General features: G+C 65.5%; 27 protein-coding genes and 1 pseudogene. 7 read left to right on the top strand and 21 right to left on the bottom strand.

The window, feature by feature from the left end; genetic code table 11:
- Positions 1-17: 17 nt before the first annotated feature.
- The gene (locus QOH60_RS06510) at positions 18-605 is read left to right on the top strand and encodes a nucleoside deaminase (protein WP_526418581.1); all 588 of its coding nucleotides are present in this window, start codon (positions 18-20) and stop codon (positions 603-605) included.
- A gap of 33 nt (positions 606-638) precedes the next feature.
- On the opposite strand, the gene QOH60_RS06505 is transcribed toward QOH60_RS06510, so the two are convergent.
- The 5 genes from QOH60_RS06505 to QOH60_RS06485 are packed head-to-tail and all read right to left on the bottom strand — an operon-like array spanning position 639 to position 4,764.
- Entirely contained in the window at positions 639-1,616 is a 978-nt protein-coding gene (locus QOH60_RS06505) for an FAD binding domain-containing protein (RefSeq protein WP_526418328.1), read from the bottom strand.
- 5 nt (positions 1,617-1,621) lie between these two features.
- The gene (locus tag QOH60_RS06500; RefSeq protein ID WP_526418326.1) at positions 1,622-2,215 is read right to left on the bottom strand and encodes a (2Fe-2S)-binding protein; all 594 of its coding nucleotides are present in this window, start codon (positions 2,213-2,215) and stop codon (positions 1,622-1,624) included.
- Positions 2,216-2,258: 43 nt separating this feature from the next.
- Positions 2,259-3,464: a winged helix-turn-helix domain-containing protein gene (locus QOH60_RS06495; protein WP_526418324.1), complete on the bottom strand. Its 1,206-nt coding sequence runs from the start codon at positions 3,462-3,464 to the stop codon at positions 2,259-2,261.
- Entirely contained in the window at positions 3,461-3,967 is a 507-nt protein-coding gene (locus QOH60_RS06490) for a dihydrofolate reductase (RefSeq protein ID WP_526418322.1), read from the bottom strand. The genes QOH60_RS06495 and QOH60_RS06490 overlap by 4 nt, the downstream gene beginning before the upstream one ends.
- Positions 3,964-4,764, bottom strand: coding sequence for a thymidylate synthase (locus QOH60_RS06485; protein ID WP_526418320.1), 801 nt, complete (start codon positions 4,762-4,764; stop codon positions 3,964-3,966). The genes QOH60_RS06490 and QOH60_RS06485 overlap by 4 nt, the downstream gene beginning before the upstream one ends.
- Before the next feature lie 42 nt (positions 4,765-4,806).
- Between QOH60_RS06485 and QOH60_RS06480 the strand changes: the two genes are divergently transcribed.
- A complete protein-coding gene (locus QOH60_RS06480) occupies positions 4,807-5,547 on the top strand; it encodes a dienelactone hydrolase family protein (RefSeq protein ID WP_526418318.1) in 741 nt (246 codons plus the stop codon).
- Here the strand turns inward: QOH60_RS06480 and QOH60_RS06475 are convergent.
- Both QOH60_RS06475 and QOH60_RS06470 read right to left on the bottom strand, forming a co-directional pair.
- Positions 5,544-5,996: a hypothetical protein gene (locus tag QOH60_RS06475; protein WP_526418316.1), complete on the bottom strand. Its 453-nt coding sequence runs from the start codon at positions 5,994-5,996 to the stop codon at positions 5,544-5,546. The genes QOH60_RS06480 and QOH60_RS06475 overlap by 4 nt on opposite strands.
- Before the next feature lie 26 nt (positions 5,997-6,022).
- The gene (locus QOH60_RS06470; RefSeq protein ID WP_526418314.1) at positions 6,023-6,979 is read right to left on the bottom strand and encodes a hypothetical protein; all 957 of its coding nucleotides are present in this window, start codon (positions 6,977-6,979) and stop codon (positions 6,023-6,025) included.
- A 258-nt stretch (positions 6,980-7,237) separates the two neighbouring features.
- Between QOH60_RS06470 and QOH60_RS06465 the strand changes: the two genes are divergently transcribed.
- Together QOH60_RS06465 and fadD6 are read left to right on the top strand one after the other, a co-directional pair.
- Positions 7,238-8,071, top strand: coding sequence for an SDR family NAD(P)-dependent oxidoreductase (locus QOH60_RS06465; RefSeq protein ID WP_526418311.1), 834 nt, complete (start codon positions 7,238-7,240; stop codon positions 8,069-8,071).
- Positions 8,072-8,101: 30 nt separating this feature from the next.
- Positions 8,102-9,865: a long-chain-acyl-CoA synthetase FadD6 gene (gene fadD6, locus QOH60_RS06460; protein ID WP_526418309.1), complete on the top strand. Its 1,764-nt coding sequence runs from the start codon at positions 8,102-8,104 to the stop codon at positions 9,863-9,865.
- 240 nt (positions 9,866-10,105) lie between these two features.
- Here the strand turns inward: fadD6 and QOH60_RS06455 are convergent, their stop codons facing one another.
- Together QOH60_RS06455 and QOH60_RS06450 are read right to left on the bottom strand one after the other, a co-directional pair.
- Positions 10,106-10,558 (bottom strand): flavodoxin family protein, encoded by a 453-nt coding sequence (locus QOH60_RS06455; RefSeq protein ID WP_526418307.1) that lies wholly within the window; start codon positions 10,556-10,558, stop codon positions 10,106-10,108.
- A 44-nt stretch (positions 10,559-10,602) separates the two neighbouring features.
- Positions 10,603-10,764 (bottom strand): annotated as a pseudogene (locus tag QOH60_RS06450) (flavodoxin family protein); the annotation flags it as partial.
- A gap of 175 nt (positions 10,765-10,939) precedes the next feature.
- Here QOH60_RS06450 and QOH60_RS06445 point away from each other — a divergent pair.
- A complete protein-coding gene (locus tag QOH60_RS06445) occupies positions 10,940-11,161 on the top strand; it encodes a hypothetical protein (protein ID WP_526418305.1) in 222 nt (73 codons plus the stop codon).
- Here QOH60_RS06445 and QOH60_RS06440 read toward each other — a convergent pair.
- From QOH60_RS06440 to aldR, 4 genes are all read right to left on the bottom strand, one after another.
- On the bottom strand, positions 11,153-12,451 hold the full coding sequence (locus QOH60_RS06440; RefSeq protein ID WP_526418303.1) for an alpha/beta hydrolase: 1,299 nt from the start codon (positions 12,449-12,451) through the stop codon (positions 11,153-11,155). The genes QOH60_RS06445 and QOH60_RS06440 overlap by 9 nt on opposite strands.
- Positions 12,448-12,909 (bottom strand): hypothetical protein, encoded by a 462-nt coding sequence (locus QOH60_RS06435; protein WP_526418301.1) that lies wholly within the window; start codon positions 12,907-12,909, stop codon positions 12,448-12,450. Before QOH60_RS06435 ends, QOH60_RS06440 begins: the two co-directional genes overlap by 4 nt.
- Entirely contained in the window at positions 12,906-13,640 is a 735-nt protein-coding gene (dapB, locus tag QOH60_RS06430) for a 4-hydroxy-tetrahydrodipicolinate reductase (protein WP_526418299.1), read from the bottom strand. Before dapB ends, QOH60_RS06435 begins: the two co-directional genes overlap by 4 nt.
- A 170-nt stretch (positions 13,641-13,810) precedes the next feature.
- A complete protein-coding gene (gene aldR / locus QOH60_RS06425; protein WP_526418297.1) occupies positions 13,811-14,326 on the bottom strand; it encodes an HTH-type transcriptional regulator AldR in 516 nt (171 codons plus the stop codon).
- Positions 14,327-14,418: 92 nt separating this feature from the next.
- Between aldR and ald the strand changes: the two genes are divergently transcribed.
- Positions 14,419-15,534 (top strand): alanine dehydrogenase, encoded by a 1,116-nt coding sequence (ald, locus tag QOH60_RS06420; RefSeq protein WP_526418295.1) that lies wholly within the window; start codon positions 14,419-14,421, stop codon positions 15,532-15,534.
- Here ald and QOH60_RS06415 read toward each other — a convergent pair.
- The 8 genes from QOH60_RS06415 to QOH60_RS06380 form a co-directional block, all read right to left on the bottom strand.
- Positions 15,506-15,832, bottom strand: coding sequence for a hypothetical protein (locus QOH60_RS06415; protein WP_526418293.1), 327 nt, complete (start codon positions 15,830-15,832; stop codon positions 15,506-15,508). The two genes, ald and QOH60_RS06415, sit on opposite strands and share 29 nt — an antisense overlap.
- 23 nt (positions 15,833-15,855) lie before the next feature.
- Positions 15,856-18,618 carry a WD40 domain-containing protein gene (locus QOH60_RS06410; RefSeq protein ID WP_526418291.1) on the bottom strand — a complete coding sequence of 921 codons (2,763 nt, stop codon included), beginning with the start codon at positions 18,616-18,618 and terminating at the stop codon, positions 15,856-15,858.
- An 84-nt stretch (positions 18,619-18,702) separates the two neighbouring features.
- Entirely contained in the window at positions 18,703-19,587 is an 885-nt protein-coding gene (gene bla / locus QOH60_RS06405; RefSeq protein ID WP_526418289.1) for a class A beta-lactamase, read from the bottom strand.
- Positions 19,580-20,395 carry an SDR family NAD(P)-dependent oxidoreductase gene (locus QOH60_RS06400; protein ID WP_526418287.1) on the bottom strand — a complete coding sequence of 272 codons (816 nt, stop codon included), beginning with the start codon at positions 20,393-20,395 and terminating at the stop codon, positions 19,580-19,582. The genes bla and QOH60_RS06400 overlap by 8 nt, the downstream gene beginning before the upstream one ends.
- Positions 20,396-20,403: 8 nt before the next feature.
- On the bottom strand, positions 20,404-21,699 hold the full coding sequence (locus QOH60_RS06395; RefSeq protein ID WP_526418579.1) for a M16 family metallopeptidase: 1,296 nt from the start codon (positions 21,697-21,699) through the stop codon (positions 20,404-20,406).
- 13 nt (positions 21,700-21,712) lie between these two features.
- Positions 21,713-23,974, bottom strand: a complete 2,262-nt coding sequence (locus tag QOH60_RS06390) for a polyribonucleotide nucleotidyltransferase (RefSeq protein WP_526418285.1) — start codon at positions 23,972-23,974, stop codon at positions 21,713-21,715.
- A gap of 275 nt (positions 23,975-24,249) precedes the next feature.
- Positions 24,250-24,519 carry a 30S ribosomal protein S15 gene (gene rpsO, locus QOH60_RS06385; RefSeq protein ID WP_526418283.1) on the bottom strand — a complete coding sequence of 90 codons (270 nt, stop codon included), beginning with the start codon at positions 24,517-24,519 and terminating at the stop codon, positions 24,250-24,252.
- Positions 24,520-24,615: 96 nt separating this feature from the next.
- On the bottom strand, positions 24,616-25,590 hold the full coding sequence (locus QOH60_RS06380) for a bifunctional riboflavin kinase/FAD synthetase (RefSeq protein WP_526418281.1): 975 nt from the start codon (positions 25,588-25,590) through the stop codon (positions 24,616-24,618).
- Positions 25,591-25,666: 76 nt separating this feature from the next.
- Between QOH60_RS06380 and QOH60_RS06375 the strand changes: the two genes are divergently transcribed.
- The gene (locus tag QOH60_RS06375) at positions 25,667-26,371 is read left to right on the top strand and encodes a metal-dependent transcriptional regulator (RefSeq protein ID WP_526418279.1); all 705 of its coding nucleotides are present in this window, start codon (positions 25,667-25,669) and stop codon (positions 26,369-26,371) included.
- Positions 26,372-26,380 lie beyond the last annotated feature (9 nt).

Raw genomic sequence — 26,380 nt, 5'->3', positions numbered from 1 at the left:
ACGACCTAGGAGCAGCTATCGCCGCCGACACGATCACGCCTGTTCTGCTCGACGTCATCGAATACGACATTCTGCCTCTGACGGCAGGGGGTGTCGCGGAGGGAAACAAGGTCTTCGGCGCCGCGATTCTGCGAAAGTCAGATCTGTCGCTGGTTGTCGCAGGCACGAACAACGAGATCGGGAATCCGTTGTTGCACGGCGAAATAAGCACCCTCAACCAGTTCTACGCTCTGCCCGAGCGGCCGCCGACCAAGGATCTTGTGTTCCTCACCACGCACGAACCCTGCACGCTCTGCATGTCTGCGATCACCTGGACCGGCTTTGACAACTACTACTACTTCTACAGCCACGAGGACTCGAGGGACAGTTTCGCCATCCCGCATGATCTGCGGATTCTGAAGGAAGTGTTCGGCCTCGAGCCCGGCGGATACCGCCGAAGCAATGCGTTCTGGACGTCGTACTCGATTACTGACCTCATCGAATCCACGCCGGAGCCGCAGCGCGCCGCATTGCAAGAACAGAGGCAGCGAATCCGCAGCCGATACGATGAACTCTCACAGACTTACCAAGATTCGAAGGCCGACAACGCCATTCCGCTCAACTGAAGCCTTCAGCTCGCCGGCGACCAGCGGGGTGCGTCACGGCAACGCGGCGACGGTGTTCAGTTGCCTCTCGACGGTTCGCTTGACTAGCTCTACCTTGAACCCATTCTCGGACAAGGGTTTTGCGCCGTCTGCGGCCAGCGCGGCCGCAGCCCGGAACAGGTCGGGACTGGGCGGCTTGCCCCGCAGCGCGTTCTCGACCGCGGGCAACCGCCACGGCACCGTCCCGACGCCACCCGCGGCGACCCTCGCGCTACGGATCACACCGCCGCTGATATCCAGCGCGACGGCCGCCGACGTCAACGCAAACTCGTAGGACTCGCGGTCGCGCACCTTGAGATATCCGGAACGCCGGGCTTCGGGACCAAGCGGCACGTCGACGGCCACGATCAGCTCCCCTGGCCGCAGGTCATGTTCGTTCTGCGGTGTGCTGCCGGGCTGGCGGAAGAAGTCCGACACTGGAATCCGCCTTTCCCCGTTACGATCCCGCGCTACAACTGCGGCGTCGAGCGCCACGAGGACCACCGCGAGATCCGACGGGTGGGTCGCGACGCACTGGTCGCTGGTGCCGAGGATCGCGTGGGTGCGGTTGCGGCCCCCGATCGCCGCACAGCCTGCGCCGGGCGTACGGCGGTTGCACTGCGCCGAAACGTCACGGAAGTACAGGCACCTCGGACGTTGCATCAGGTTGCCCCCGATGGACGCCATGTTGCGCAGTTGAGCCGACGCGCTGAGTTCCAGCGCCTGGGCGATCATCGGAACCTGTTGTCGCACAGCGGGATGCGCTGCCAGATCCGACATCCGGACGAGTGAACCGACGCGCAGATTCCCCGGCTGCAGATCGATCTGGGTGTACGGCAGGCCGTTGATGTCGACGACCGCGTCCGGCCGCTCCACCGTTTCTCGCATGAGATCGACCAGGGTGGTGCCCCCTGCGATGTAACGCGCGCCCGATGCGGCGGCCGCCAGCGCGGACTGCTCGTCGGTCGCCTTGGAGTAGCGGAACGGAAACATGAGGCCTAGCGGGCCTTGGCGGCGGTCGCGACCGCGTTGACGATGTTGGTGTAGGCGCCGCAGCGACAGATGTTGCCGCTCATCCATTCCCGGATCTCGGCGGGCGAACCGGTGTGCTTCTCCGCGATGCACCCAACGCCGGACATGATCTGACCTGACGTGCAGTAGCCGCATTGGAACGCATCCTCGTCGATGAACGCCTGCTGGAGAGGATGCAGCTGGCCGCCCTGGGCCAGCCCTTCGATGGTGGTGACGGCGGCACCGTCGTGCATCACAGCCAGCGTCAGACAGGAGTTGATCCGCTTACCGTCGACGAGGACGGTGCACGCGCCGCAAGCCCCCTGATCGCAGCCTTTCTTGGTTCCAGGCAGACCCGCCCGCTCGCGAAGCATGTCCAGCAGCGACGTGCGATTGTCGACGGTGATCTCACGCTGCTGGCCGTTGATTTTCATGTGAACGACGGACGACTGGCTGTCGTCGTGGGGCTTTTCGTCGGAGCAACCTGCGATCAATGGACCGGCCGCGGCCGCGCCGCCGACGGCGATGGAGGCGCCGACGAATGTTCTCCGGTTCAGCTGCATTCTGGGACGATCGTCCACTACACCCACTGTAGAGGCGATCGCTTTGAGCTGCCTGTGCGTCTCAGTCCAGCGCCAGCGCCAGCGGCTCCACCAGATCGCCGCGCTCGCCCACGGTGATTTTTCCCAGATCGAGCCACGCAGCCATCGATGTCAATTCGGTAACCAACGCCGCGGCCACGCGGGCCGGCCGCTCGTTCGGCTCAAGGAATGCGCCGACGACCACGAGTGCGTCGCCCGCGCGCTCGGCCTTGAGGTCGACCCTGCCGACCAGCCTGCCGTCGAGCAAGAACGGCCACACGTAGTAGCCGTACTGGCGTTTGTGCGCAGGCGTGTAGATCTCGATGCGATAGCGGAAATCGAACACCCGCTCAACGCGCGGCCGGAAGAAGATGAGCGGGTCGAACGGGCACAGCAGCGCGGTGCCCCGATGGCTGCGCGGAATGATCTGCCCGGCGCGCAGATAGGCGGGCGCAGTCCAGCCGGCGACGTCGACCCGCTCGAGTTCCCCCTCCTCGACCAGATCGGCGATCGCGGCTTTCGATTGTTTCGGTGACAACCGGAAGTAGTCGCGGATATCGGCCTCGGTGCCCACGCCCAATGCTGTGGCCGCTCGCAACGTCAGCTCCCGGACCGCCTCGTCGTCGGGTATGTGCCGCGCCAGCACCTCGGGCGGCAGGACATTCTCGGTGAGGTCGTAATGGCGGGCGAAGCCCACGCGCGTCGCCGTCGTCAGGACGCCTGACGCAAAAAGCGCCTCGGCCACCCACTTGGTGTCGCTGCGGTCCCACCACGTGCCCTTGCGTCCGCGGGGTTTTGCGGCGAGGTGCGCCTCGATCTGACCGGCCGTGCTTGGACCGAGTTCGCCGACGGCGGCGACGATGCTCTCGGCGAGCTTCGGGTTCTTCTTGACGTTGCCCCATCGCCCGTGCTGGTACTCGCGCATCCGCCAGCGCATCAGCGGCCAATCGTCGACGGCCATCAGCGCGGCCTCGTGCGCCCAGTACTCGACCAGCAGTCGCGGGGACCGAGAACTGTGACTCCACGCCGCACGGTCGAGGGCGGCGCGGTCGTAGACGCCGAGCCGGCTGAACACCGGCGCGTAGTGCGCACGCACCGCAACCGACACCGAATCAAGCTGCAGCACTTGAAGTCTCGATATCAACCGCCGCAGATGGCTTCGATTGACCGCGCCCTGCGGCTTCGGTTCGGTGAAGCCCTGGGCGGCAACGGCGACCCGCCTCGCCTGGTCGGCCGTCAGGGACGTCATACGCGGATGTAGCTGCTGAACCTGTACCGCAGGCCGGCCTTGCTGACCTGCCAGTCCTCGTCGGTACCCAGCCAGCCCTCGTCGAGCACCGGGGCGACGGCGTCGTCGCCCTCGCGGGGCAGATCGAGATCGACCTCGGTGACCTCGCAGCAGTAGGCGTGCGGCAGGGCCAGCGGATAGATCTCGGCACCGCCGATCACCCAGACGCGGCCGCCGTCGATGAACGCATCTTTAAGCGACGTGATGACATCGGCGCCTTCTGCCACGTAATCAGCTTGCCTGGTGAGTACGACATTCCGCCGACCAGGCAACGGCCGCACCCGCGACGGCAGCGATTCCCACGTCCGCCTGCCCATGACGACGGTGTGGCCCAGCGTGAGTTCCTTGAAGCGGGCAAGGTCCTCGGGAAGATGCCACGGAATGGCGCCGGCGCGGCCGATCACTCCCGATGTCGTTTGAGCCCAGATCAGGCCCACCGTCGCCGACGATGGACGCCCCGTCATACGGCCACAGGCGCCTTGATCGCAGGATGGGGATCGTAGTTGCGGATGACGATGTCCTCGTAGGTGTAGTCGAATAGCGAATCGCGTTGGGCCAGAACGAGTTCAGGGTATGGTCGCGGATCGCGGCCGAGCTGCTCGGTGACCTGCTCGACGTGGTTGTCGTAGATGTGACAGTCGCCTCCGGTCCAGACGAACTCCCCGACCCCGAGCCCTGCCTGCGCGGCCATCATGTGGGTCAGTAGCGCGTAGCTGGCGATGTTGAACGGCACACCCAGGAACAGGTCGGCGCTGCGTTGGTACAGCTGGCAACTCAGTCGCCCGTCTGCAACGTAGAACTGGAAGAACGCGTGGCACGGCGGTAGCGCCATCTGCGGGATCTCGGACACGTTCCATGCCGAGACGATGATCCGCCGCGAATCGGGGTCGGTGCGCAGAAGCTCAAGCGCCGCACTGATCTGATCGATGTGCTCGCCCGACGGCGTTGGCCACGACCGCCACTGCACGCCGTAGATGGGCCCGAGATCGCCTGTCTCCGAAGCCCATTCGTCCCAGATGGTGACGCCATGCTGGTGCAGCCAGTCGATGTTGCTGTCGCCGCGCAAGAACCAGAGGAGCTCGTAGATGATCGACTTGAGGTGCACCCGCTTTGTGGTGATCAGCGGGAAGCCCGCCGCCAGGTCGTAGCGGATCTGCTGACCGAACAGGCTTCGCGTTCCAGTGCCCGTGCGGTCGGATTTCGCCGTGCCGGACTTCATCACTAATCGCAGCAGATCCTCGTAGGGCGTGGCGATCGGCACGCCGGTCAGCTTACTTCGCGAGCGGTCGAGTAGAACGGAAGCATGCCGAGCGTCTCCGCGACCGTCACGACACCTGACGGTTCCTGCCCAGTCACCCTTCACACACCCAACGGGACCGGCCCGTGGCATGGCGTCGTCATGTTCCCCGACGCCGGCGGGGTGCGACCGACGTTCCAGGAAATGGCCGACACCCTGGCCGGCTTCGGGTTCGCGGTGCTGCTGCCCGACGTGTACTACCGCGACGGCGACTGGCAGCCGTTCGACATGGTGACGGTGTTCGGCGACGCCGACGAGCGTGCGCGGCTGTTCGGCATGATCGGCAGCCTGACCAACGACAAGGTGACCGCCGATGCTGTCGCCTTCTTCGACTTCCTCGCGGGCCGTCCCGAGGTCAAAGGCGATCGCTTCGGTGTGTGCGGATACTGCATGGGCGGCCGGATGTCTCTGGTTGTCGCGGGGCGGGTTCCCGAGCGGGTGGCCGCCGCTGGTTCGATCCATGGTGGCGGCCTGGTGGCCGACAGCCCCGAGAGCCCACACCTGCTCGCCGACCAGATGACAGCGACCGTCTACGTCGCTGCCGCGGAGAACGACGGCAGCTTCACCCTCGATAACGCGGAGACCCTCGAGAAGGCCCTGGAAACCGCCGGCGTTGCGCACACGATCGAAACCTATTCCGCTGGACACGGTTTCGCGGTACCCGATAATGCGCCGTACGACGCGAGAGCCGCGGAGCGCCATTGGCTGGCGCTGCAGCAGCTGTTCGCGGCGGCCTTGCCGGACTAGTTCGATCGCCTGCGGAGCACTTGGACTAGAGCTCTGCTTAGGCCGCGGAATGCGTAGAACGCTGTCACCACGCACGCGAGGATGAGCGCGATCAGCAAGGGCAGCCAGTTGGATCCGTGAGGTTGTTTCTGGGACCAGATGTAGGTGAACAACAACGCGCACAGGAACAACACGATGTCTCGCCAGTTGCCCTCGTAGCTTGCCGCGGCTGCCCGCAGCGCGCGGCTTCGGTTGTTCGCCGCGACGAGATCGTCGATGCGTTGGTCGATCGTGGCCCGAAGTGCGGCTCGGCGCTCTGTTTCCTCAGGCGGAAGTTGTGCGAGCAGCTCGAGATCGGACTTGATCTGGCCGCGGAAGTCCGGTCCTCTGATCTGTCCGGCCGCGACGCCGAGAAGCGCGCCACCGAATACCGGGGCAGCGCCTAATGCGATTTGGGAAATACCAGGCATAGATCGCTACCTATCGCGCTGTTTGGCTATTTCGTCCAGTCGGTGACAGCTTGCCAGGTCGCCTTGTTGCCCGGATCCGGCGCCCACGCGACGTTGGCGAGAATGTCCTCGAGCTGGGCGGCCGCATTGGGGAATCCCTCTGAGTCGCTGAGGGAGAAGACGACGAGCATGCCGGCCTGAACCTGCACGGCGGCCTCGCTCGATCGTTTGTCGTACTTGCCGTCCTTTCCGCCGATCTTCACGGCGACCGCGTTTTGCTCGTTGATATGCCCGCTGTAGCCGTCCGCCTGCCAGATCTGCACCCGCAAATGGTCCGACTTGTCGGTGCACTCGGGCGGGATGCCGGTCGGTTCGCACGCTCCGAACAGCAGGGTGGTGCCATACGGCGCGGGTTCGGTGCCCACCTCCGCCAGCGGCATGGTGGCGGGCAGATTCGCCAGGCTCAGCGGGACCCGCACGGGCGTCCGATCGTCGGGCCTCAAGGCGCGGGCCAGCTCCATCAGGCGGTCGACATTGCTTGTGGCGGTGGTCGTGCCGCGCACTGTCGCCCATGCGTTGTCCGCGTACTGCCACGTGAGGATCGCGTCCTGCGATCCATCGGAGGGGCGGAAGAAACCGTCTCGGCCACTCACCCCGACCGGCTGGCCCGTCCGCGGATCAGCCGGATCGACCTTGCCCGGCACATAGATGCTCACTCGTGCGGTCGCGGGCTGCTCACCGCAGCCGTTGCAGCCGCGGGGAAGCTCGGTTTCACCGGCCGGGCGGAAGCCGAACTGCTGGAAATCCTTCGTGATCTTGCGATCGCTGTCCTCCCAGTTCCACGGCTGGATCTTGTCGAAACCCATCCATCGTGGGTCGATCTGGCTTGCCACTTTGGGAGGCGGCGTCGGTGTCGGCGTCGGGGCGGGAGGCTGTTGCTTCGTGCAACCGGCCAAGACCGCGGCCAGCACCGCGACCGGGGCGACTGCTCGTGCGACCTTCATGGCCGCAAGCTATCTGCTTTTCGTCGGCCACGGCCCGGTTTGTGCCCAGTCAGTCCATCAACCTCGCGGCGACGGTTGCGCCGAGTTCCCCACAGGATTGGAGGCCGTCTTTGCGGCGGCGAGCTGTACGGCGGCATGGGCTACTCGTCGACACCGGTGACGACATCCCGCCGCTGACCGTCACGGTGACGCCCAGGATTGATCAGGCGGCATCGTGGGAAGTCCCACTTCGTGAGCTCAGCCGGAATAGTGCTCGGGATGCTCGTGAACCATCCGCGAGCATCCGACCCCGACCGATTGCATGACGCGGTGTCGGGCGCGATCGTGCTGGTCACTGGCGCCTCGTTCGGCATAGGCGAGGCCACCGCACGCAAACTCGCCTCGGCGGGAGCGACCGTGCTGCTCGCGGCCCGATCGGCGGACAAACTCGACGAACTCAAGGCGACGATCGCCGCCGACGGCGGGAATGCGGTGAGCTACCCGGCCGACGTCAGCGACGAGGCCGCCGTCGCCGAATTGGCGAAACGCATCCGCGCCGAGCATGGCGCGCCGGACATCGTTGTAAACAACGCGGGCAAGTCGATCCGCCGGTCGCTGCACGAACAGTACGAGCGACCGCACGACTTCGACCGCACGATCGGCGTCAACTACCTTGGCCCCATTCGGCTGCTGCTGGAACTGGTTCCGGAGATGCGGCGGCGCGGCAGCGGGCACATCGTAAACGTTTCGAGCGTCGGTGTCCGCACCCCGCCGGGCCCCCGGTGGGGCGCCTACCAGGCCTCGAAGGGGGCATTCGACATGTGGCTGCGCAGCGTTGCACCCGAGCTGCACGCCGACGGAGTGGACGTCACATCCATCTACTTCGGACTCATCAACACCCGGATGATGGAACCGACCAAGAGCCTGCGCAACGCGCCCGGCCTATCTGCCGAGCAGGCCGCGGACATCGTTGCGAAGGCAATCACCGATAGACCCCGCACGATCGCCCCGTGGTGGCTGTGGCCGGCCGAAGTCGCCACCGTGGTGCTGCGTGCGCCGGTGGAGCGGGCGACGCAGGTGTGGTGGCGGCGACGCGCCAAGCACTCGGACTGAGCCGGGGGGAATCGGTGATAGTTGGCGCCAATGGCCGGTGACACCGTCGGGCTGACCGACATCGCCGCGCGGCTGCCTGCCTTGGTTCTGGACGCGCCCGTCGTTGCGCGGGGCACGCTCACAGCTTTTCTCGTCCGCGGGTCAACGAAGAAGTCGATCGGCCGGGTCTTCCAAGACCGTGCGGCGCGCTACCCCGCCCACGTTTTCATCCGTTTCGACGACGAAGCGCTGACCTACCGCGAGGCCAATGAGACCGTCAACCGCTACGCGGCCACGCTGGGCGAACGCGGCGTCGGTCGCGGTGACGTCGTGGGCATCATCATGCGCAATTCGGCGCGAACGCTGCTCGTGATGCTCGCGGCGGTCAAACTCGGCGCGATCGCCGGCATGCTGAACCACAAGCAGCGCGGCAACGTGCTGGCACACAGCGTCGGGCTGTTGCATGCCAAGACGATCGTCGGCGAGGAGGACCTGCTTTCTGCGGTCGACGAATCAGCGGCGGAAGTCGCCGAGACCGTGACCATCGACGAGTTGGATCGCCTGTCTGCCGACGCGCCCAACGACAACCCGGCGGTGACGTCGTCGGTGCTGGCCAAGGATCCCGCGTTCTACATCTTCACCTCCGGCACCACCGGCGCCCCGAAGGCCAGTGTCATGACCCACTACCGGTGGCTGCGCGCGATGGGTGGGTCCGGCGCCCTGGGCATGCGGTTGAAGAGCAGCGACACCGTGTACTGCTGCCTGCCGCTGTACCACAACACCGCGCTCACCGTCGCGGTGTCGGGAGTGATCAGCGCAGGGGCCACTCTTGCTTTGGGCCGGTCGTTTTCGGCCTCGAGGTTCTGGGACGACGTGACTCGGCACGACGCCACCGCCTTCGTCTACATCGGCGAGGTTTGCCGCTATCTGCTCAACCAGCCGGAGAGGGACACGGACCGAACCAATAAGGTGCGCGTGATCGGCGGCAACGGACTGCGCCCGGATATCTGGGACGAGTTCACTGCTCGCTTCAATATCCCGCAGGTGTTCGAGTTATACGGGGCCAGTGAGGGAAACACGGGATTCGTCAACATCTTTCACATTCCCAAGACCGCTGGCCTCTGTCCTACCGCGGTCGCGTTCGTCGAGTACGACCCGGAGACCGGCGAGCCGGTTCGCGATGAGAACGGCCGGGTCCGCAAAGTGCGTCGCGGCCATCCCGGTCTGCTGTTGAGCAAAATCACCAAGGCGCAGCCGTTCGACGGCTACACCGACCCAGAAGCCAGCGAGAAGAAGTTGATTCACAACGCTTTTCGCGACGGTGACGTGTGGCTCAACAGCGGTGACCTACTGCGCCCACAGGGTTGGCGCCACGCTGTGTTCGTTGACCGGCTCGGTGACACCTTCCGATGGAAGGGCGAGAACGTGGCGACGACGGACGTCGAGGCCGCCGTGGCGGCCGACCCGGGGGTCGAGGCGGTGACGGTCTTCGGGGTGAAGGTGCCCGGCGCGGACGGGCGTGTCGGGATGGCGGCCGCGGTGTTGAAAGACGGCACAGAGTTCGACGGCGCGTCGCTGGCCCATACCGTGTACGACCGCCTGCCCGGCTACGCGGTGCCGCTGTTCATAAGGGTCGTCGATTCGCTGGAGCACACTGCGACGGTCAAGACCAAGAAGGTCGATCTGCGCGAGCAAGGATACGGACCCGACGTCGACGATCCGGTCTACGTGCTCAACGGTCGCGAGGAGGGCTACGTCCCGTATTACGACGGCTTTCCCGACGAAGTCGCAGCCGGTGAGCGGCCTGCAAGCTGACATCGCCGCAAGATCGCGGGAGGCGAAATCATGCAGACAGTACGCAGGCCGAGCCGCCTCGCCAGATGATGCCACCCCCAAGGGGACGAGGCATCCCGATCCGGTTGAGCCTTCGGGTATACCTCTGAACCAGCTGCTGAGGCCGTTCACCCGGACCGGCGGTTTCTACGCACGGTCATGGGCCACGGCAAAGGCTCGGCAATCCAGACGGACCCCTCGCGTTAGGGCTATGTGGGGCGACTAAGCCATCAACTGAGCCGCGACCGTCGCGCCGAGTTCCCAGCACGATCCCAAGTCGGCCTTGCTCGGCTTCCCCGAAACCACCACGGTCTCAGCGGCTTTCACCCAACCCAGCCCAGTCGTGATGGCAGCGAGACCCCGCTCGGCTCCCTCGGTGCCCTCGTTGCCGTGTAGGTAAACGCCGAACGGACGCCCACGGGTGGCATCGAGCAATTGGTAATACGACTGGTCGAACGCGTGCTTGATAGCGCCCGAGACATAACCGAGGTTCGCCGGGGTGCCCAGCAGGTAGCCGTCGGCGTCCAGCATCTCGACCGGTGAGACGGTAAGCGCCGGTCGACGGACGACCTCTACGCCCTCTATTTCTGGGTTGGTCGCCCCGGCCAACACCGCCTCGAACATCTCCTGGCAGTGCGGCGAGGGGGTGTGGTGGATGATCAGCAGTCGCGGCACTCGCTGGCCTCATCACTTTTAGCGGGGTAACCGGCTAAATATTGCTTGAGTGCGCCGCTCATGTAGCCGAGGTTGGCCGGGGTGCCCAACAGGTAGCCGTCGGCGTCCAGCATCTCGACCGGCGAGACCGTGAGCGCGGGTTGCCAAACGACCTCCACGCCTTCAATTTCGGGGTCGGTGGCACCGGCGATGACCGCCTCGAACATCTCGTGCGTGTGCGGCGACGGCGTGTGGTGAACGATCAACAGTGTGGCCGACAGGTGAGCCTCCTTAGGTCGTGCTGCGCCACGGGCATCTTCTCGTTCGCGCGATTCACTCGAAGCGCGTCCAGGCATCTCGGGTCCCGACTTTCGGCATACACCGCCCGACGTCCATGCCCGGATGTCATCATGGCTGATGAATCTCGTCACGATGCTCATCATCCTCGGCGTGCTGGTGACCACGATCTATCAGCTGATTTGCGCCGGCGTGGCGTCGTCTATCGCTGCACAGAAGAAGTACAACCGCGCGGTGTTCTTCGTCTTGGCATTGCTCATGCTCGGTCCGCTGAACATCGCGGTGGCGCTGCTTGCCCCGCCGCAGGAAACCGCCGACTCAAAGTAGGCCCGGCTCAACAGGTTCCACCGGGTCCGGGGATCGATCAGTAGCGGAATTCTTTGACGAGCGAACTGCGTCGTGTACGAATTGGCCCGCAATGCGAAGGCTCTCCATCGACTCAGGAACCAGGCGCGGCAATAGCCAGTAACCGTGCACCAGATTCGGCCAGACGAATTGTTGGCACGATCCGCCCGCCCGGTTGACGCGGGCTGCGAATAATTCTGCCTCGGCCCGCATGACTTCAAGGGTCCCGTAGTGCAGTTGGATCGGCGGCAGCTCGGTCACCGGTCCGTGAAGCAGGGATAGCCGGGGATCGTCGATGTCGTGACTTCCGACATAGAGGGCGAGGAACCGCCGTCCGACGTCCGGGTCGATCGGACTGTACTGGGTCCGCGCATCAGCCATCGCGGTCTTGAACGACGGGTCGATGAGCGGGCCAAACAGGGCGAGTGCCGCCGGCGCGGGAAGATTCTCGGCGTGTGCTCGGACGGTCAGGGCGATGGCGAGATGACCACCTGCCGAATCGCCCACCAACGCGATCTCGGCGGCGTCATACCCTTGATCGAGCAGCCACCGGTAGGCGGCGAAAGCGTCGTCGTCGGCGGCGGGAAAGGGGTGTTCTGGCGCAAGGCGGTAACGCGGTGCAAACACCGGCAACCTGGAATACCGCGAGATATATGAGGCGAAGCCGCGATGCGTCTTCGGCGAGCAGCCGATGTATCCGCTTCCATGAAGGAGCAACACGACGCCTGCACCATCGTCCGTATCCGGGGCACGCACCCATTCACCTCGTATCGGTTCGCACACCGCTTCGACGCGGCAGCCGCGCACCGGACGGCTAAGCGAACAGATCACCCGCAGGTTGAAACGTGTGAGGGCGACCCCGAATCGATTGGCCGGGATGAACCCTGCCCACGGCCGGCACGCCAGGTAGGCCACGGCGGCGACGAGTTCGCTGCGCAGACTGGCTTTAGTCGCGCCGTGCAACCGGGATCGGTGGTTGACGCGGGTGAGTCCGGTGAGCGCGATCAACGCCAGCTCGGCCGCAATAATGACCGTCCCGACACCGGCTGCCGGTACAGACCACGCCCGACGAGCGGCGAGAGCGCTAATGCATTGGGCGCTGTAACCGTTGTCGGCGACTTGGGCCTGGAAAAGGTCACTCTTGTACCCGGTTCCACATGTGATCTGAATGCCCCAGCGGTCGTAAGCGTTCAGGAAAACCGGTAAGGACAGCGCTATTAGTCCGCCGCTGAGCAGAACGACGCCGACAGCGAGAACGAGCCGGCGAGTCATGGCTTTTCCTGGGCCTGCATCTCGACCGCCTTGCGCATCGTCTCGCGGGCTCGCGCGCGGTCGCCCGCGTAATCGTAGGCGCGGGCGAGCCGGTACCAGCGGCGCCAGTCGTCGGGATCGCGTTCGACCTCTTGGCGTACCGATTGAAACAGCTCGTCGGCGGCGTCGCGGCGAATGCGCCCCGACGGCATGCGCGGTAATTCGCTGACGTCGAGTTCCATGCCGTCGTCGTGGACGATCCGGGCAAGGCGCTGGTGCGCGAGGCCGGCCCGCAGCGTGCTGACCATCGCCCAGAGGCCGATCAGCGGCAGGATCATCAGCGCCAGGCCGAATCCCACGGCAGCCGGCCGCCCGGACAACACGAGTGCCGCCGCGATTCTCCACAACAGGTAGAAGTAGACGGCCAGCGCGATGCACAGGAACGCGATCAGGAGCTGAGTGCGCCGTACCTGGTTCACATTTCCAGCAGAGGCTCGATGCCTACGGTCAGGCCCGGCCTTTCGCGAATTCGCCGCACGGCGAGCAGAACACCGGGCACGAAGGACGTGCGGTCGATGCTGTCGTGGCGGATGGTCAGCGTCTCGCCCCGCGTGCCGAACAGCACCTCCTGGTGCGCGACGAGCCCGGCGAGCCGCACCGAGTGCACAGGAATGCCGTCGACGTCGGCGCCGCGCGCGCCCGGAAGCGCCGTTGATGTGGCATCGGGATTGGGCGGCAGATCTTTTCGCGCCTCGGCGATCAGTCTGGCGGTGCGCGTGGCCGTCCCCGACGGTGCGTCGGCCTTATTGGGGTGATGCAACTCGATGACCTCGACGGACTCGAAGAACCGCGCCGCCTCCTGCGCGAAGCGCATCGACAGCACGGCGCCGATGGCGAAATTCGGTGCGATCAAGACCGCCGTTTCCGAGCTTGCGGCCAGCCATGCCTCGACTTGCCCCAGCCGTTCGTCGGTGAACCCTGTGGTCCCGACGACAGCGTGAATTCCGTTGTCTATGAGGAACTTCAGATTGTTCATGACAACGTCAGGGTGGGTGAAGTCGATGACGACCTCGGTGGCGCTGTCGACGAAGAGGCTGATCGGGTCGTCCTCGTCGACCTCGGCGGACAGCGTCAGGTCCTCCGCGTTCTCGACGGCCGCGGCCATGGTCGCGCCGACTTTGCCTTTGGCCCCAAGCACTCCGACTCGCATGGCTGGCAGCCTACTGCCGCCCCGCCTTGCCGCGAGCGTGCGTGTCTGCTGCGCGACACGCCGATCGTGGGCCAACTTCGCGCACGCTCAACGAGGCCGCGAACGTGCGCAAACTTGTGACTCATTACGGCGTGTCGGCCGCAGACACGCACGCTCGCGGAAAATGGTGATCACAGCGGGGCGCCGCCGCGCAGATGCTCGAAGATCAGCGACGTCTGCGTTCCCGCGACGTCAGGGTCGGCGTTGAGATTCTCCACCACGAATGACCGCAGGTCGTCGGTATCGCGGGCGGCGACGTGCAGGATGAAGTCGTCGGCCCCGGCGAGAAAGTAGACGTCGATCACCTGCGGCACTTTGCGGATCTCGTGGATGAAGTGCCGGATCCGGCCTCGCGCCTTGGACTGCAGGCTAACCGAGATCATCGCCTGCAGCGGACGCCCAATTGCCGCCGGGTCGACGTCGGTGTAGAAGCCGCGGATCACGCCCGCATCCTGCAGCCGACGTAGCCGGCCGTGGCAGGTCGACGCCGCGATACCGACCATGTCCGCCAGCACACTGTTCGGAATGCGCGCATCATCATGCAACGCGCTGAGAATGCGCCGGTCGACATCGTCGATCGCGACGTCCTGAACATTCTTCGAATCACCCCGCGAGTCTGCCCCTGGTTTCGGTACTTGTTCTGGCATACACGCATACTACCGAATTATATTCTGGCTAATTGCCAATCGGTCGAATGTTCTTCACACTGAAGTCACCAATAAGACGAAGGAGTGCGGTCATGCGCGTAGGCGTCCCGACCGAGATCAAGAACAACGAATACCGCGTGGCCATCACCCCGGCCGGCGTCGCAGAGCTGGCGCGGCGCGGACACGATGTCGTCATCCAGGCCGGAGCCGGCGATGGGTCGTCGATCTCGGATGGAGATTTCAAAGCTGCAGGCGCTGAGATCGTTCCTGGCGCCGAAGAAGTTTGGGAGACCACCGATCTGCTCTTGAAGGTGAAGGAGCCGATCGAGCCCGAGTATGAGCTGATGCGTGAGAGCCAGACCCTCTTCACGTACCTGCACCTTGCCGCCTCGCTTCCGTGCACCGAAGCGCTGATGCGTTCGGGCACGACGTCGATCGCCTACGAAACCGTGCAAACCGCCGATGGCGCGCTACCGCTGCTCGCGCCGATGAGTGAAGTCGCGGGACGCCTTGCGGCACAGGTCGGTTCGTACCACCTGATGCGCAGCCACGGCGGACGCGGCGTGCTGATGGGCGGTGTTCCCGGCGTGGCACCTGCCAACGTCGTCGTGATCGGGGGCGGCATGGCCGGTCTCAACTCGGCCCGAATCGCCAAAGGCATGGGCGCGCGGGTGACCGTGTTCGACGTCAACATCAACACCCTGCGCAAGGTCGACGCCGAGTTCGACGGCGGCATCGAAACCCGCTACTCGTCGATGCTCGATCTCGAGCAGGCCGTCGAGCAGGCCGACCTGGTGATCGGCGCGGTACTGGTCCCTGGTGCGAAGGCCCCCAAGCTCGTCATGAATTCGACTGTCGCACAGATGAAGTCGGGTGCTGTTCTCGTCGACATCGCGATCGACCAAGGCGGTTGCTTCGAGGATTCACATCCGACCACCCATGACGATCCGACGTTCAAGGTGCATGACACCGTGTTCTACTGCGTGGCCAACATGCCCGGCGCCGTGCCGAGGACGTCGACGTACGCGCTGACCAACGCGACCATGCCCTACGTGATCAAGCTGGCCGACGAGGGGTGGCGTGCCGCGTGCCAAGCGGACGCCGCTCTGGCCAAGGGTCTTTCGACGCACGAGGGTGCGCTGCTCAACGAACACGTCGCGCACGACCTCGCGTTGCCGTTCACCGATCCGGCGACGGCGCTGGCCTGATTCGCACCTCGAGGGCGTCGAGCACGTCGACGTAGTTCGGCGGTACGCGGACTCGCATGACGAGATCGCCGTCGCCCGAAGCGAACTCGAAGCTGAAGAACGAACAGCACGCGGTCTCCCGTCCAGCGAGGTCGCGTGCTGCATTTTCGCTCTCGGGCGGAAGGACGAGCACTAACTGCGTCGACGAGGGCCGTTGCAGTGATCGCACGTCAGCGAAGAGGTCGTCGAACTCCGACAGCCGCAGCGGACGCTCGGCGGTCGGCAGCGTGCACGCGTCGGGAGCCCAATCGCGCGTCATGGATTCGACAATAGCGGCCCCGATCAGTCGTCGGCGATGGGCAGTTGGGGGCACAACGGTTGATATGAGATGTCGGGCGATACCCAGTCACGCCACTGCTTTCGGCTCATATTCGTAGTCAGCTTGTCGCACAACATTTCTGGTGTGGCGACCGCGGGCCACAACCGCACGGTCTTATCGGCGCTGGCGGTGGCGAGGCTACGCCCGTCGGGGCTGAACGCTACGCTGTGCACCGCGTCGGTGTGTCCCGCGAAGGGCTCGGTGACCGGTTGGCCGCTGTCGATATCCCACAACCGCACCGTGGCGTCGGCGCTGGCGGACGCGAGGCGGCGGCCGTCGGGGCTGAAGGCCACACTCGTCACCGAGTCGGTGTGCCCTTCGAAGGTATTCAACGGTTGGCCGGTCTCGACGTCCCAGGTTCGGACCGTTTGATCGTTGCTGGCTGTGACGAGACTGCGCCCGTCGGGACTGAAGGCCAGTGCGGTCACAGCGTCGGCATGCCCTGTGAAAATCTTCAGAGGTGTACCGGTACCGGCATCCCACAACTGCACGGAGTGCACGACGTCGGCATCGTCTATACCGGCGACGGCCAACCGGTGGCCGTCGGGGCTAAAGGCCACATCGAACACCGCCAACCCGTGGCTCGCGATTGTTCGAAGGAGCCGGGCGCTGTCGACGTCCCACAACCGCACGGTCCCGTCGACGCCCGAAGATGCCAACCGGTGCCCATCGGGACTGAACGCGACACTAACCACGGGGCCGGTGTGGCCCTTCAGCGGTCTTCCCAACGGCTGCCAGCGATCTGCATCCCACAACTGCACCGTCCCATCGTTTCCCCCGGATGCGATGCGGTGCCCATCTGAACTGAACGCCACATCGTTAATACCGTCGCTGTGTCCCTTAAGACTGGTGAGAAGCTTTCCGCTGGAGGCATTCCATAATCGAATCTCGTGATCCTCGCCTGCACTGGCGAGGCGATGTCCGTCGGGACTGAACGCCACACTAAACACTGCGCCGGTGTGGCCCCACAAAGGGTTGTCCACGTCCCACACGCGGACCGTGTGGTCGGTCCCGGCGGACGCGAGGCGATGTCCGTCGGGACTGAACGCCACGCCTCGCACCGGGCCGGCGTGGCCGAGCAAAGTGGTGACTGGTTGGCCGGTATCGGCGTCCCATAATCGGACGGTGTCATCGGCGCCGGCAGTGGCGAGACGGCGGCCGTCGCGGGTGAACGCCACTCCAAAGACCGTGTTCCTGTGGCCGCTCAGGGTGGCGAGTTGTCGACCGGTGTCGGCGTCCCACAGACGCACAGTCTCGCTGATCCCGCGACCAGCGGACGCGACGCGATGCCCGTCGGGACTGAACGCGACACTGAACACCCAGTCTGGGTGGCCGAGCGTCATGAGGGGTTTGCCGGTCTCGGCATCCCACAATCGCACCGTCGCATCCTCGCTGCCGGTGGCAAGCCGGTGCCCGTCCGGGCTGAATGTCACGCTCGTCACGGAGGCTGTATGGCCGTTCATCGGTTCGCCGATAGCGACGCCACTGTCGACGTCCCACAAGCGGACAGTTCTGTCGTTGCTGGCGGTCGCTAGTCGGTGCCCATCAGGGCTGAACGCCACCCCGTTCACCGACTCCGTGTGGCCCGAGATGACAATCGGAGATTGGTGGGTTTCGGTATCCCACAACCGAACCTCGTGATCGATACCTGCACTGGCGAGGTGATGTCCGTCGGGGCTGAATTCCACACTCGACACCGCGCCGGTGTGGCCCTTCAACGGTTCGCCGACCGGCCGACCGCTGTCGGCATCCCACAACCGCACCGTCTTGTCCGCGCCAGCGGTAGCGAAGCGGCGCCCGTCCGGGCTGAACGCCACGCCATACAATTCATCGCCTGCGTCACCGATCGTCAATGTCGTCGCTCGCTCTGCCGCTGCGGACAACAGCATGCCGTCATCGGGCGGCGCCAAAGTGCGCGCGGCAAGCAATTCCTGAAACGCGCGCACATCACCACCCGCTCGGCTGGCCGCCAAAATCGACTGCGCTTCGGTATTGAGCCTCAGCGCGATGGCGGCGTTTCGTTGCTGCAGCGCTTGGTGTTGTTTGTTGAAGGCGAACACACTTGCCCCGACCGCGAGCGCCGTCAGTAACGCGAGCCCGGCGACCGCCGCAGCGCGCAGCCGCCGGAACCGGCGCTGTTCACGTAGATCGTCACTTGCTATTTCGTCCTTGGGCTTGCGATGGATCGTCGCTGCCAACGTGGTGACCTTGTCGCGGAACGTCGGGCTTCGTAGATCTAGCGAAGCCTCACCGCTGACATCGATGTAGAACGGCTCCGTCGGTAATGCCCCCGCTTCTTTGAGTACCGGCGGCGCCGCAGTGGAGAGATCCGGATCGAATCGCTTCCCGGTGGCATCCCATTGCACGACACCGCCCGCAACAACGAATAGAAGTTGATCGGGGCCCCAGTTCTGCAGCCAGTAACCGATCTCTTCGTTCACCCAATGAGAGGCAGCCGCGTTCGGAGATAGCACGACGACAAGGAAGTCGGCCCCGTCCAACGCGTGGACGATCTTCCCCCATAGGTCGGGGGTTGCCTCCAAGCTTGTGTCGTCGCGAAACACTCGCACAGCGCGCAACTGCCCTAGCCGCCGCGCAATTCGGTGTAGACCCGCCTGGATCGCCGACGCGACCGCCCGATCCGTATGCGCGTAGGAGAGAAACGCATCGTAAATTGGTCGCCGGTCCCCGTCGGGGCCCCCGACATTGACTGCCCCCTTGGACATGGGACCTCCCGCCGACCTCAGCGAATGGCTAAGTCTGACAGTTGAGGAGCTGCCCAGTGTCACTTTTCTCGAAGCTGCCGGGCCTCACGCTGTCAGCGTCGACACCAGCAGTGTGGTCAGCTCGCCGATCAGCGGCCGCAGCGCGTCGGCCTTTGGGTCATCAGTGGCTGATCGAGTCATCATCGCCAACAACAGATTCCGGCCGTCCGGACCGTAGACGATGCCGATGTCGTTGCTGCTGCCATAGTCGCCGGAGCCGGTCTTGTCTGCGGTCGTCCACCCCGGGTTCAGCCCCGCGCGCATACTCGACGTGACGTTGGCCCGCATCCAGTCCTCGAGCTGCTGCCGACTCGGCGGGGCCAGTACCGTTCCCGTCAAGACCGACTGGTACCCGCGCGCCAGCGCGCGTGGTGTGCTGGTGTCTCGCGGATCGGCGGGGATCGCCGTATTCAGCTCGATCTCCCAGCGATCCAGCCGGGTCTTCTCGTCCCCGATGCTGCGTGCGAACTCGGTGATCTGAGGCGGGCCGCCGAGCGTGGTCAGCAGCAGGTTGGCCGCGGTGTTGTCGCTGTGTTGCAGCGCCGCCGCGCACAGCTCGCCCAACGGCATCGCCTGCCCGGTCCGTGGTTCGGTGACCGGCGAATTCGGCTGCAAAACACCCGGATCAACCGACATCGTGTCGGTCAGGCGAAGCTGGCCCCGGTCACAGCGCTGCAGCACGGCTGATGCCGCGTAGGCCTTGAACGTTGAGCACATCGCAAACACGTCGTCGGCGTGGTATTCGACTGTGCGTGTCGAGGCCAAATCTGCGGCGAACACCCCCACCCGCGCCGTGTGACGACGCTCGAGGTCGGCGATGCGCTCACTCACCGGCGGCCCCGGGTCGGCAACCGACCGCGACGAGCAGGCCGCGGTCAACGCAACGAACGCCAAGCCGCCGAGCGCCCGCCGTCGCGACAGCTCAGCCATCGGCGACCAGGCGCCCCCGATAGCGGCGCATTCCCGCAATCCAGCCGTCGTAATCCGCGCCCTTCATCCGGTACATGTCGAGCACCTCCGGATGCGGGAGGACCAGAAACTTGTTCTCCCGCACCGCATCCAATGTCAACGCCGCCACCTGATCCGGGTCGAGCACGTTACCCGCGGCGGTCACGGCCAGCCCAGCCAGTCGGGCGTCGGGCTCGGGTGACTCACGCAGCTCAGTCAAGAGCGGGGTATCCACGCCCATCGGGCACAGGCAGCTGACCCCGATTCCTACGTTGCCGTAGGTGATTGAAAGCCATTCCGCGAAACCAAGTGCCGCGTGCTTGGTCACCGCATACGCGGCGGCGCCGAGCTGGGTGAGCAAGCCAGCGGCTGAGGCCACCGACACGAAGTAGCCGCCGCCGCGGTCGACCCACAGCGGCACCAGCTGGGTCGCGGCCCGGATGTGCGCCCGCACATTGACGTCGAATGCGAGGTCCCAGTCGCGTTCGGGAATGACGAGCCCCGGGGCCCCGCCGACGCCCGCGTTGGCGACGTAGATGTCCACCGGGCCGAATTCGGCAGCCGCCGAGGCGATCAAATCGGCGATGTCCCCGTCAGCGCTCGCGTCAGCCTGACGCGCCAGCGCCGCATGACCGTTCGCTGCGATGATCCCGGCCGTCTGCTCCGCCCGGTCGCCGTCGATGTCGCTGATGATCACCCGGGCGCCGGCCGCAGCCAGCGCGATGCCCAGTGCCCGCCCGATCCCGGATCCCGCACCGGTGACAACGGCGACCTTGCCCTCAATGTCCATGTCTTGCGCTACAGCCTGCGAAGTCGTTGCGGGAGCTGACGTTTCGATTGATACGGCCCGAGCACCGCCGCCCCGTACGGCCCGCCCAGCACGCGGCGAGCAACCATGTTCACCTCGCCGAGAGTGACGCTGTCAATCTTTGCAAGCGTGTGGTCGATGCTGCGGTGCTCCCCATAGTTGAGTTCGCTTCGGCCGATCCGGTTCATCCGGGACGCAGAGTCCTCCAGCCCGAGCACCAAGCCCCCGCGCAGCGAACCCTTGGCGATGCGGCACTCGTTGTCGGTGATGCCGTCACGGGCGACCGCCTCGAGCACATCGGTGGTGACGGTCGCGACATCACGAAACCGCTCCGGCAGGCACGCCGTGTACACCGACAGCGCACCCGTGTCTGCGAACGTGTCGATCGTCGAATACACCGAGTACGCCAACCCTCGCTCTTCCCGGATCTGTTGGAACAGACGGGAACTGAGCCCACCGCCGATCGCCTGGTTCAGGACGGCGAGCGCCCAGCGGTGCTTCCAGTGCCGGCCAGGCGCGCGGACCCCCAGCGCCATGTGCGTCTGCTCCGCGTCACGGGTGCCCAGCGACAGCCTGGGGTGGGCGGCCACCCGCGTGCCACCTTTGCGCGGGCGAACCGCGTCGCGGCCGCGCTGCAATCTGGCTCCGAAATGGCGGCGCACCAGCGACACGACGTCGTCATGCTCGACATTGCCCGCGACAGCGACGACCATCCGCTCGGGCGTGTAGCGACGGACATGGAACGAGTGGAGCTGGTCGCGCGTCATCGACGACACCGAATCCACGGTGCCGATCACCGGCCGGCCGACAGGATGCTGACCAAAGAGCGCGCCGAGGAACACGTCGCCGATCGCGTCCTCAGGGTCGTCGTCGCGCATCGCGATCTCCTCGAGCACCACGTCGCGTTCGAGCTCGACGTCGTTAGGCGCGCAGATGCCGTTGAGTACAACGTCACCCACGAGATCGACGGCCAATTCGAGGTCATCGTCCAGCACGTGCGCGTAGTAGCAGGTGTGCTCCTTGGCCGTGAACGCGTTCAGCTCACCGCCGACCGCGTCGACTGCCTGCGCGATCTGCACCGCGGTGCGCGTCGGCGTCGCCTTGAACAGCAGGTGCTCGAGGAAATGCGCGGCGCCGGCCACCGTGGGTCCCTCGTCTCGGGACCCGACACCGACCCACACGCCGACCGATGCGGAATGTACCGACGGGACCTGTTCTGTGACGACGCGGAGACCGCCGGGAAGCGTCGTGCGGCGCAGCGCCGACGGCGCGTCACCGGCGCGCATCCCGCGCCGCAGCTCAGCTGCTGGTCTGCGCGACATCCGCCGGTGCCGGAGCGTCGGCTGACTCAGGGGCCGCTACTTCTTCATCGACGACAAGAATCAGCGAGATCTTGCCTCGGTTGTCGATATCGGCGATCTCCACGCGAAGCTTGTCGCCGACATTGACGACGTCTTCCACCTTTGCGATGCGCTTCCCCTTGCCGAGCTTGGAGATATGCACCAGGCCGTCGCGTCCCGGCAACAGCGAGACGAACGCACCGAAGTCGGTGGTCTTGACCACCGTGCCGAGGAAGCGCTCCCCGAGCTTGGGCAGTTGCGGGTTGGCGATCGCGTTGATCTTGTCGATCGCGGCTTGCGCCGACGCACCGTCGGTGGCACCGACGAACACCGTGCCGTCGTCCTCGATGGAGATCTGCGCGCCGGTCTCCTCGGTGATCGAGTTGATCATCTTGCCCTTCGGCCCGATCACCTCGCCGATCTTGTCCACCGGCACCTTGATGGTGGTGACGCGAGGCGCGTACGGGCTCATCTCGTCGGGCGCGTCGATGGCCTCGGCCATCACGTCAAGGATGGTCAGTCTCGCGTCCTTGGCCTGCGACAGCGCACTGGCCAGCACCTGGGACGGGATGCCGTCGAGCTTGGTGTCGAGCTGCAGCGCGGTGACGAAATCCTTCGTGCCTGCGACCTTGAAGTCCATGTCGCCGAATGCGTCCTCGGCGCCGAGGATGTCGGTCAGAGCGACGAAGCGCCGCTCCGCTCCGCCGTCCGCGGTGTCGACGTCGTCGGACACCAGGCCCATCGCGATCCCCGCGACCGGCGCCTTCAACGGCACCCCTGCGTTCAGCAGCGCGAGCGTCGACGCGCACACCGAGCCCATCGACGTCGAGCCGTTGGAGCTGAGCGCCTCCGACACCTGCCGGATCGCATAAGGAAATTCCTCGACGCTGGGCAGCACGGGAACCAACGCACGCTCGGCGAGGGCGCCGTGCCCGATCTCGCGCCGCTTCGGCGAGCCGACGCGGCCCGTCTCTCCGGTGGAGAACGGCGGGAAGTTGTAGTGGTGCATGTAACGCTTGCTGGTCTCCGGGCCCAGCGAGTCGATCTGCTGGGCCATCTTGACCATATCCAGCGTGGTCACGCCGAGGATCTGCGTCTCGCCCCGCTCGAACAGTGCGCTGCCATGAGCGCGCGGGACGACGGACACCTCTGCAGAAAGCGCGCGGATGTCGGTGATGCCGCGGCCGTCGATCCGAAAGTGATCGCTCAGAATCCGTTGCCGCACAAGCCGTTTCTGCAGCGAACGGTATGCGGCCGAGATCTCCTTCTCACGTCCCTCGAACGAATCGGCCAGGCGCGCGAGCACCTCGCCCTTGATCTCGTCGATGCGCTCGTTGCGTTCGGTCTTGCCCGCGATCGTCAGCGCCTTGGTCAGCTCATCGCCCGCCACAGATTCCACCGCGTCGGACACGTCGTCGGCGTAGTCGGGGAAGACCGGATACTCGGCGGTCTCCTTCGCGGCCTTCTCGGCCAGTGCCCGCTGCGCCTCGCACAGGCTCTTGATGAACGGTTTGGCGGCTTCGAGGCCTTCGGCCACCACCGATTCCGTGGGTGCTTGCGCACCGCCGGCGATCAGCTCGATGACATTCGAGGTGGCCTCGGCCTCGACCATCATGATGGCAACATCGTCACCCACGATGCGGCCGGCGACGACCATGTCGAACACTGCGTTCTCGAGCTGCGCCACGGTGGGGAACCCCACCCAGGTTCCGTCGATGAGCGCCACCCGCGCACCGCCGACCGGGCCGGAGAACGGCAGGCCGGCCAGCTGGGTGGACGCCGACGCGGCGTTGATGGCAAGCACGTCGTACAGCTCGTCCGGGTTGAGCGACAGGATCGTCACGACGACCTGGATCTCGTTGCGCAGGCCGTCGACGAACGACGGGCGCAGCGGGCGGTCGATGAGGCGGCAGGTCAGGATCGCGTCGGTGGAGGGCCTGCCCTCGCGACGGAAGAACGAGCCGGGGATCCGACCCGCGGCATACATGCGTTCTTCGACGTCGACGGTCAACGGGAAGAAGTCGAAATGCTCCTTCGGTTGCTTGCTCGCGGTGGTGGCCGAGAGCAGCATGGTCTCCTCATCGAGATAGGCGACCACAGAGCCGGCGGCCTGCTGGGCAAGGCGGCCGGTTTCAAAGCGGATGGTCCGGGTGCCGAAGCTCCCGTTATCGATGGTGGCGGTCGATTCGAACACGCCCTCGTCGATTTCAGCTACAGACATGAAAGTGCATGCCTTTCCTTCGTTCGGTTGTCTTCGCGCTTGTCCTGCAGTGGCGGGCAACCTGAACGGCATCGGCCTGATTATGGCTACGGCCGTCGATCGAAGCGGCCGGCTAAAGTCCGGCCGCCACTACCGATGACCGCCCGATCTCAGGATGACCACTGACGTGACACGCGAGTCCGAGCCGGCTGGCTCGGAACGCCAATACTGTACACCGCTGCTGCTCGCAACCCGTTTTCCCGGTACGGCGCCAGACGCCGGGTTAGGCCAAGATTTCAGCGGCGCATGCCGAGGCGGTCGATCAGCGAGCGATACCGCTCCACGTCGACCTCGGAGAGGTATTTGCCCAGCCGGCGCCGGCGGCCGACCAGCAGCAGTAGGCCACGCCGCGAGTGGTGGTCGTGCTTGTGCACCTTGAGATGCTCAGTCAGGTCGTTGATCCGCTTGGTCAGCAGGGCGATCTGCGCCTCCGGCGAACCGGTATCGGTCTCGTGCAGGCCGTACTGAGTGAGGATTTCTTTCTTCTGTTCGGCAGTGAGCGCCACGAAATAACTCCATGCTTCGGTCCGTGATCAGGGATTTCGGCGCGGCCGCCACGGACTGCAGCACGCCGCCTTATCGCGGATCAGCGTAACAGGACATCACTGCGCAAGCAGAATCGTGCGGGCCCGGCCGGTGTCGTTTTCCATCTCGGCGACCAGGTCGGCGACCTCGGCGAACTTGTGCTGACCACGAATTCGGGCGACAAAGTCGACGGCGACGTGCTGGCCGTACAGATCGGCGGAGGTGTCGAGCACATACGCCTCGACGGTGCGCGTGCGGCCTGAGAACGTGGGGTTGGTGCCGACCGAAACCGCGGCCTGGTAGCGCTCGCCCGGCGTGACTGTGCCGACGATCGGTCCATGCCCCAACACCGTGAACCACGCCGCGTACACGCCGTCGGCCGGGATCGCCGAATACATCGGCGGCGCAACGTTGGCGGTGGGGAAGCCGAGAACCTTCCCGCGCCCGTCGCCGCGGACCACCACGCCCTCCACACGGTGCGGCCTGCCCAGCGCCTCGGCGGCGGCCACCACGTCACCGGCGTCGACACAGGATCGGATGTAGGTGGACGAGAACGTCAGCGTCTCGTTGTCGTGATGCTCGGCAACCAGCGACATCGCCTGCACCGCGAATCCGAACCGCTCACCGCCCTGGCGCAGCAACTCGACGTTGCCCGCGGCCTTCTTCCCGAACGTGAAGTTCTCCCCGACGACCACCTCGACGACGTGCAGACGCTCGACCAGCAGCTCGTGGATGTAGCGGTCCGGAGTCAGCTTCATGAACTCCGGCGTGAACGGCACCACGAGGAACACGTCCACACCGAGCTCCTCGACCAGTTCGGCGCGACGGGTCAGCGTGGTCAGCTGTGCCGGGTGGCTGCCCGGGTGCACCACTTCCATCGGGTGCGGGTCGAAGGTCATCAACACGGTCGGCACGTTGCGCTCTCGCCCGGACTTGACTGCCGTCGCGATCAGCTCCTGGTGACCCCGGTGCACACCGTCGAACACCCCGATAGTTAGGACGCACCGCCCCCAGTCGCTTGGGATCTCGTCCTGGCCACGCCAGCGCTGCACAGCGGCAAGCCTACGCACCCGACACCGCGCCCCGCGAGGTCCCCGATCTGAATCCGAAGTGCATAAACTTTGACGTGTGACCGCAGCCGACGACGCCCGTGGGCTGACGTCAGTGGCGCAGGACTACCTCCGCGTGATCTGGAAGGTCCAGGAGTGGTCCGGCGAAAGAATCAGCACCAAGATGCTCGCCGAGCGACTTGGCGTCTCGGCGAGCACGGCGTCGGAGTCGATCCGCAAGCTGGCCGACCAGGGCCTCGTCGAACACGAGAAATACGGCGCCGTGACGCTGACCGAGCGAGGCCGCCGCGCCGCGGTGTCGGTGGTCCGCCGCCACCGCCTGCTCGAGACGTTCCTGGTGCAGATGCTCGGCTACAGCTGGGACGAGGTCGACGACGAAGCCGAGGTTCTCGAACATGCCGTAAGCGATCTGATGCTGTCGCGCATCGATGCCAAGCTCGGCCATCCCAAACGTGACCCGCACGGCGATCCGATCCCCACGCTGGACGGGCAGGTGCCGACGCCACCGGCTCGGCAGCTGTCGACGTGCGGGGACGGCGAGCACGGCTCCGTGGCGCGCATCTCGGACGCGGATCCAGAGATGCTGCGTTACTTCGACGCTGTCGGCATTGCGCTGGACTCGCACTTGACCGTGCTGGCACGCCGCGATTTCGCGGGCACGGTGTCGGTGGCCATCGGCGATGGCCACGACCCCGCCTCCGAGGACCACACTGTCGAGTTGGGAAGCCCTGCGGCGGAATCGATTTGGGTTGTCCCCTGCTAGGCCCGAGGT

The sequence above is a fragment of the Mycobacterium sp. genome, from assembly GCF_032159765.1.
Taxonomy (GTDB): domain Bacteria; phylum Actinomycetota; class Actinomycetes; order Mycobacteriales; family Mycobacteriaceae; genus Mycobacterium.
Note: the sequence above shows the minus strand (reverse complement) of the source record. Positions and strands in the feature narration are given on the sequence as shown.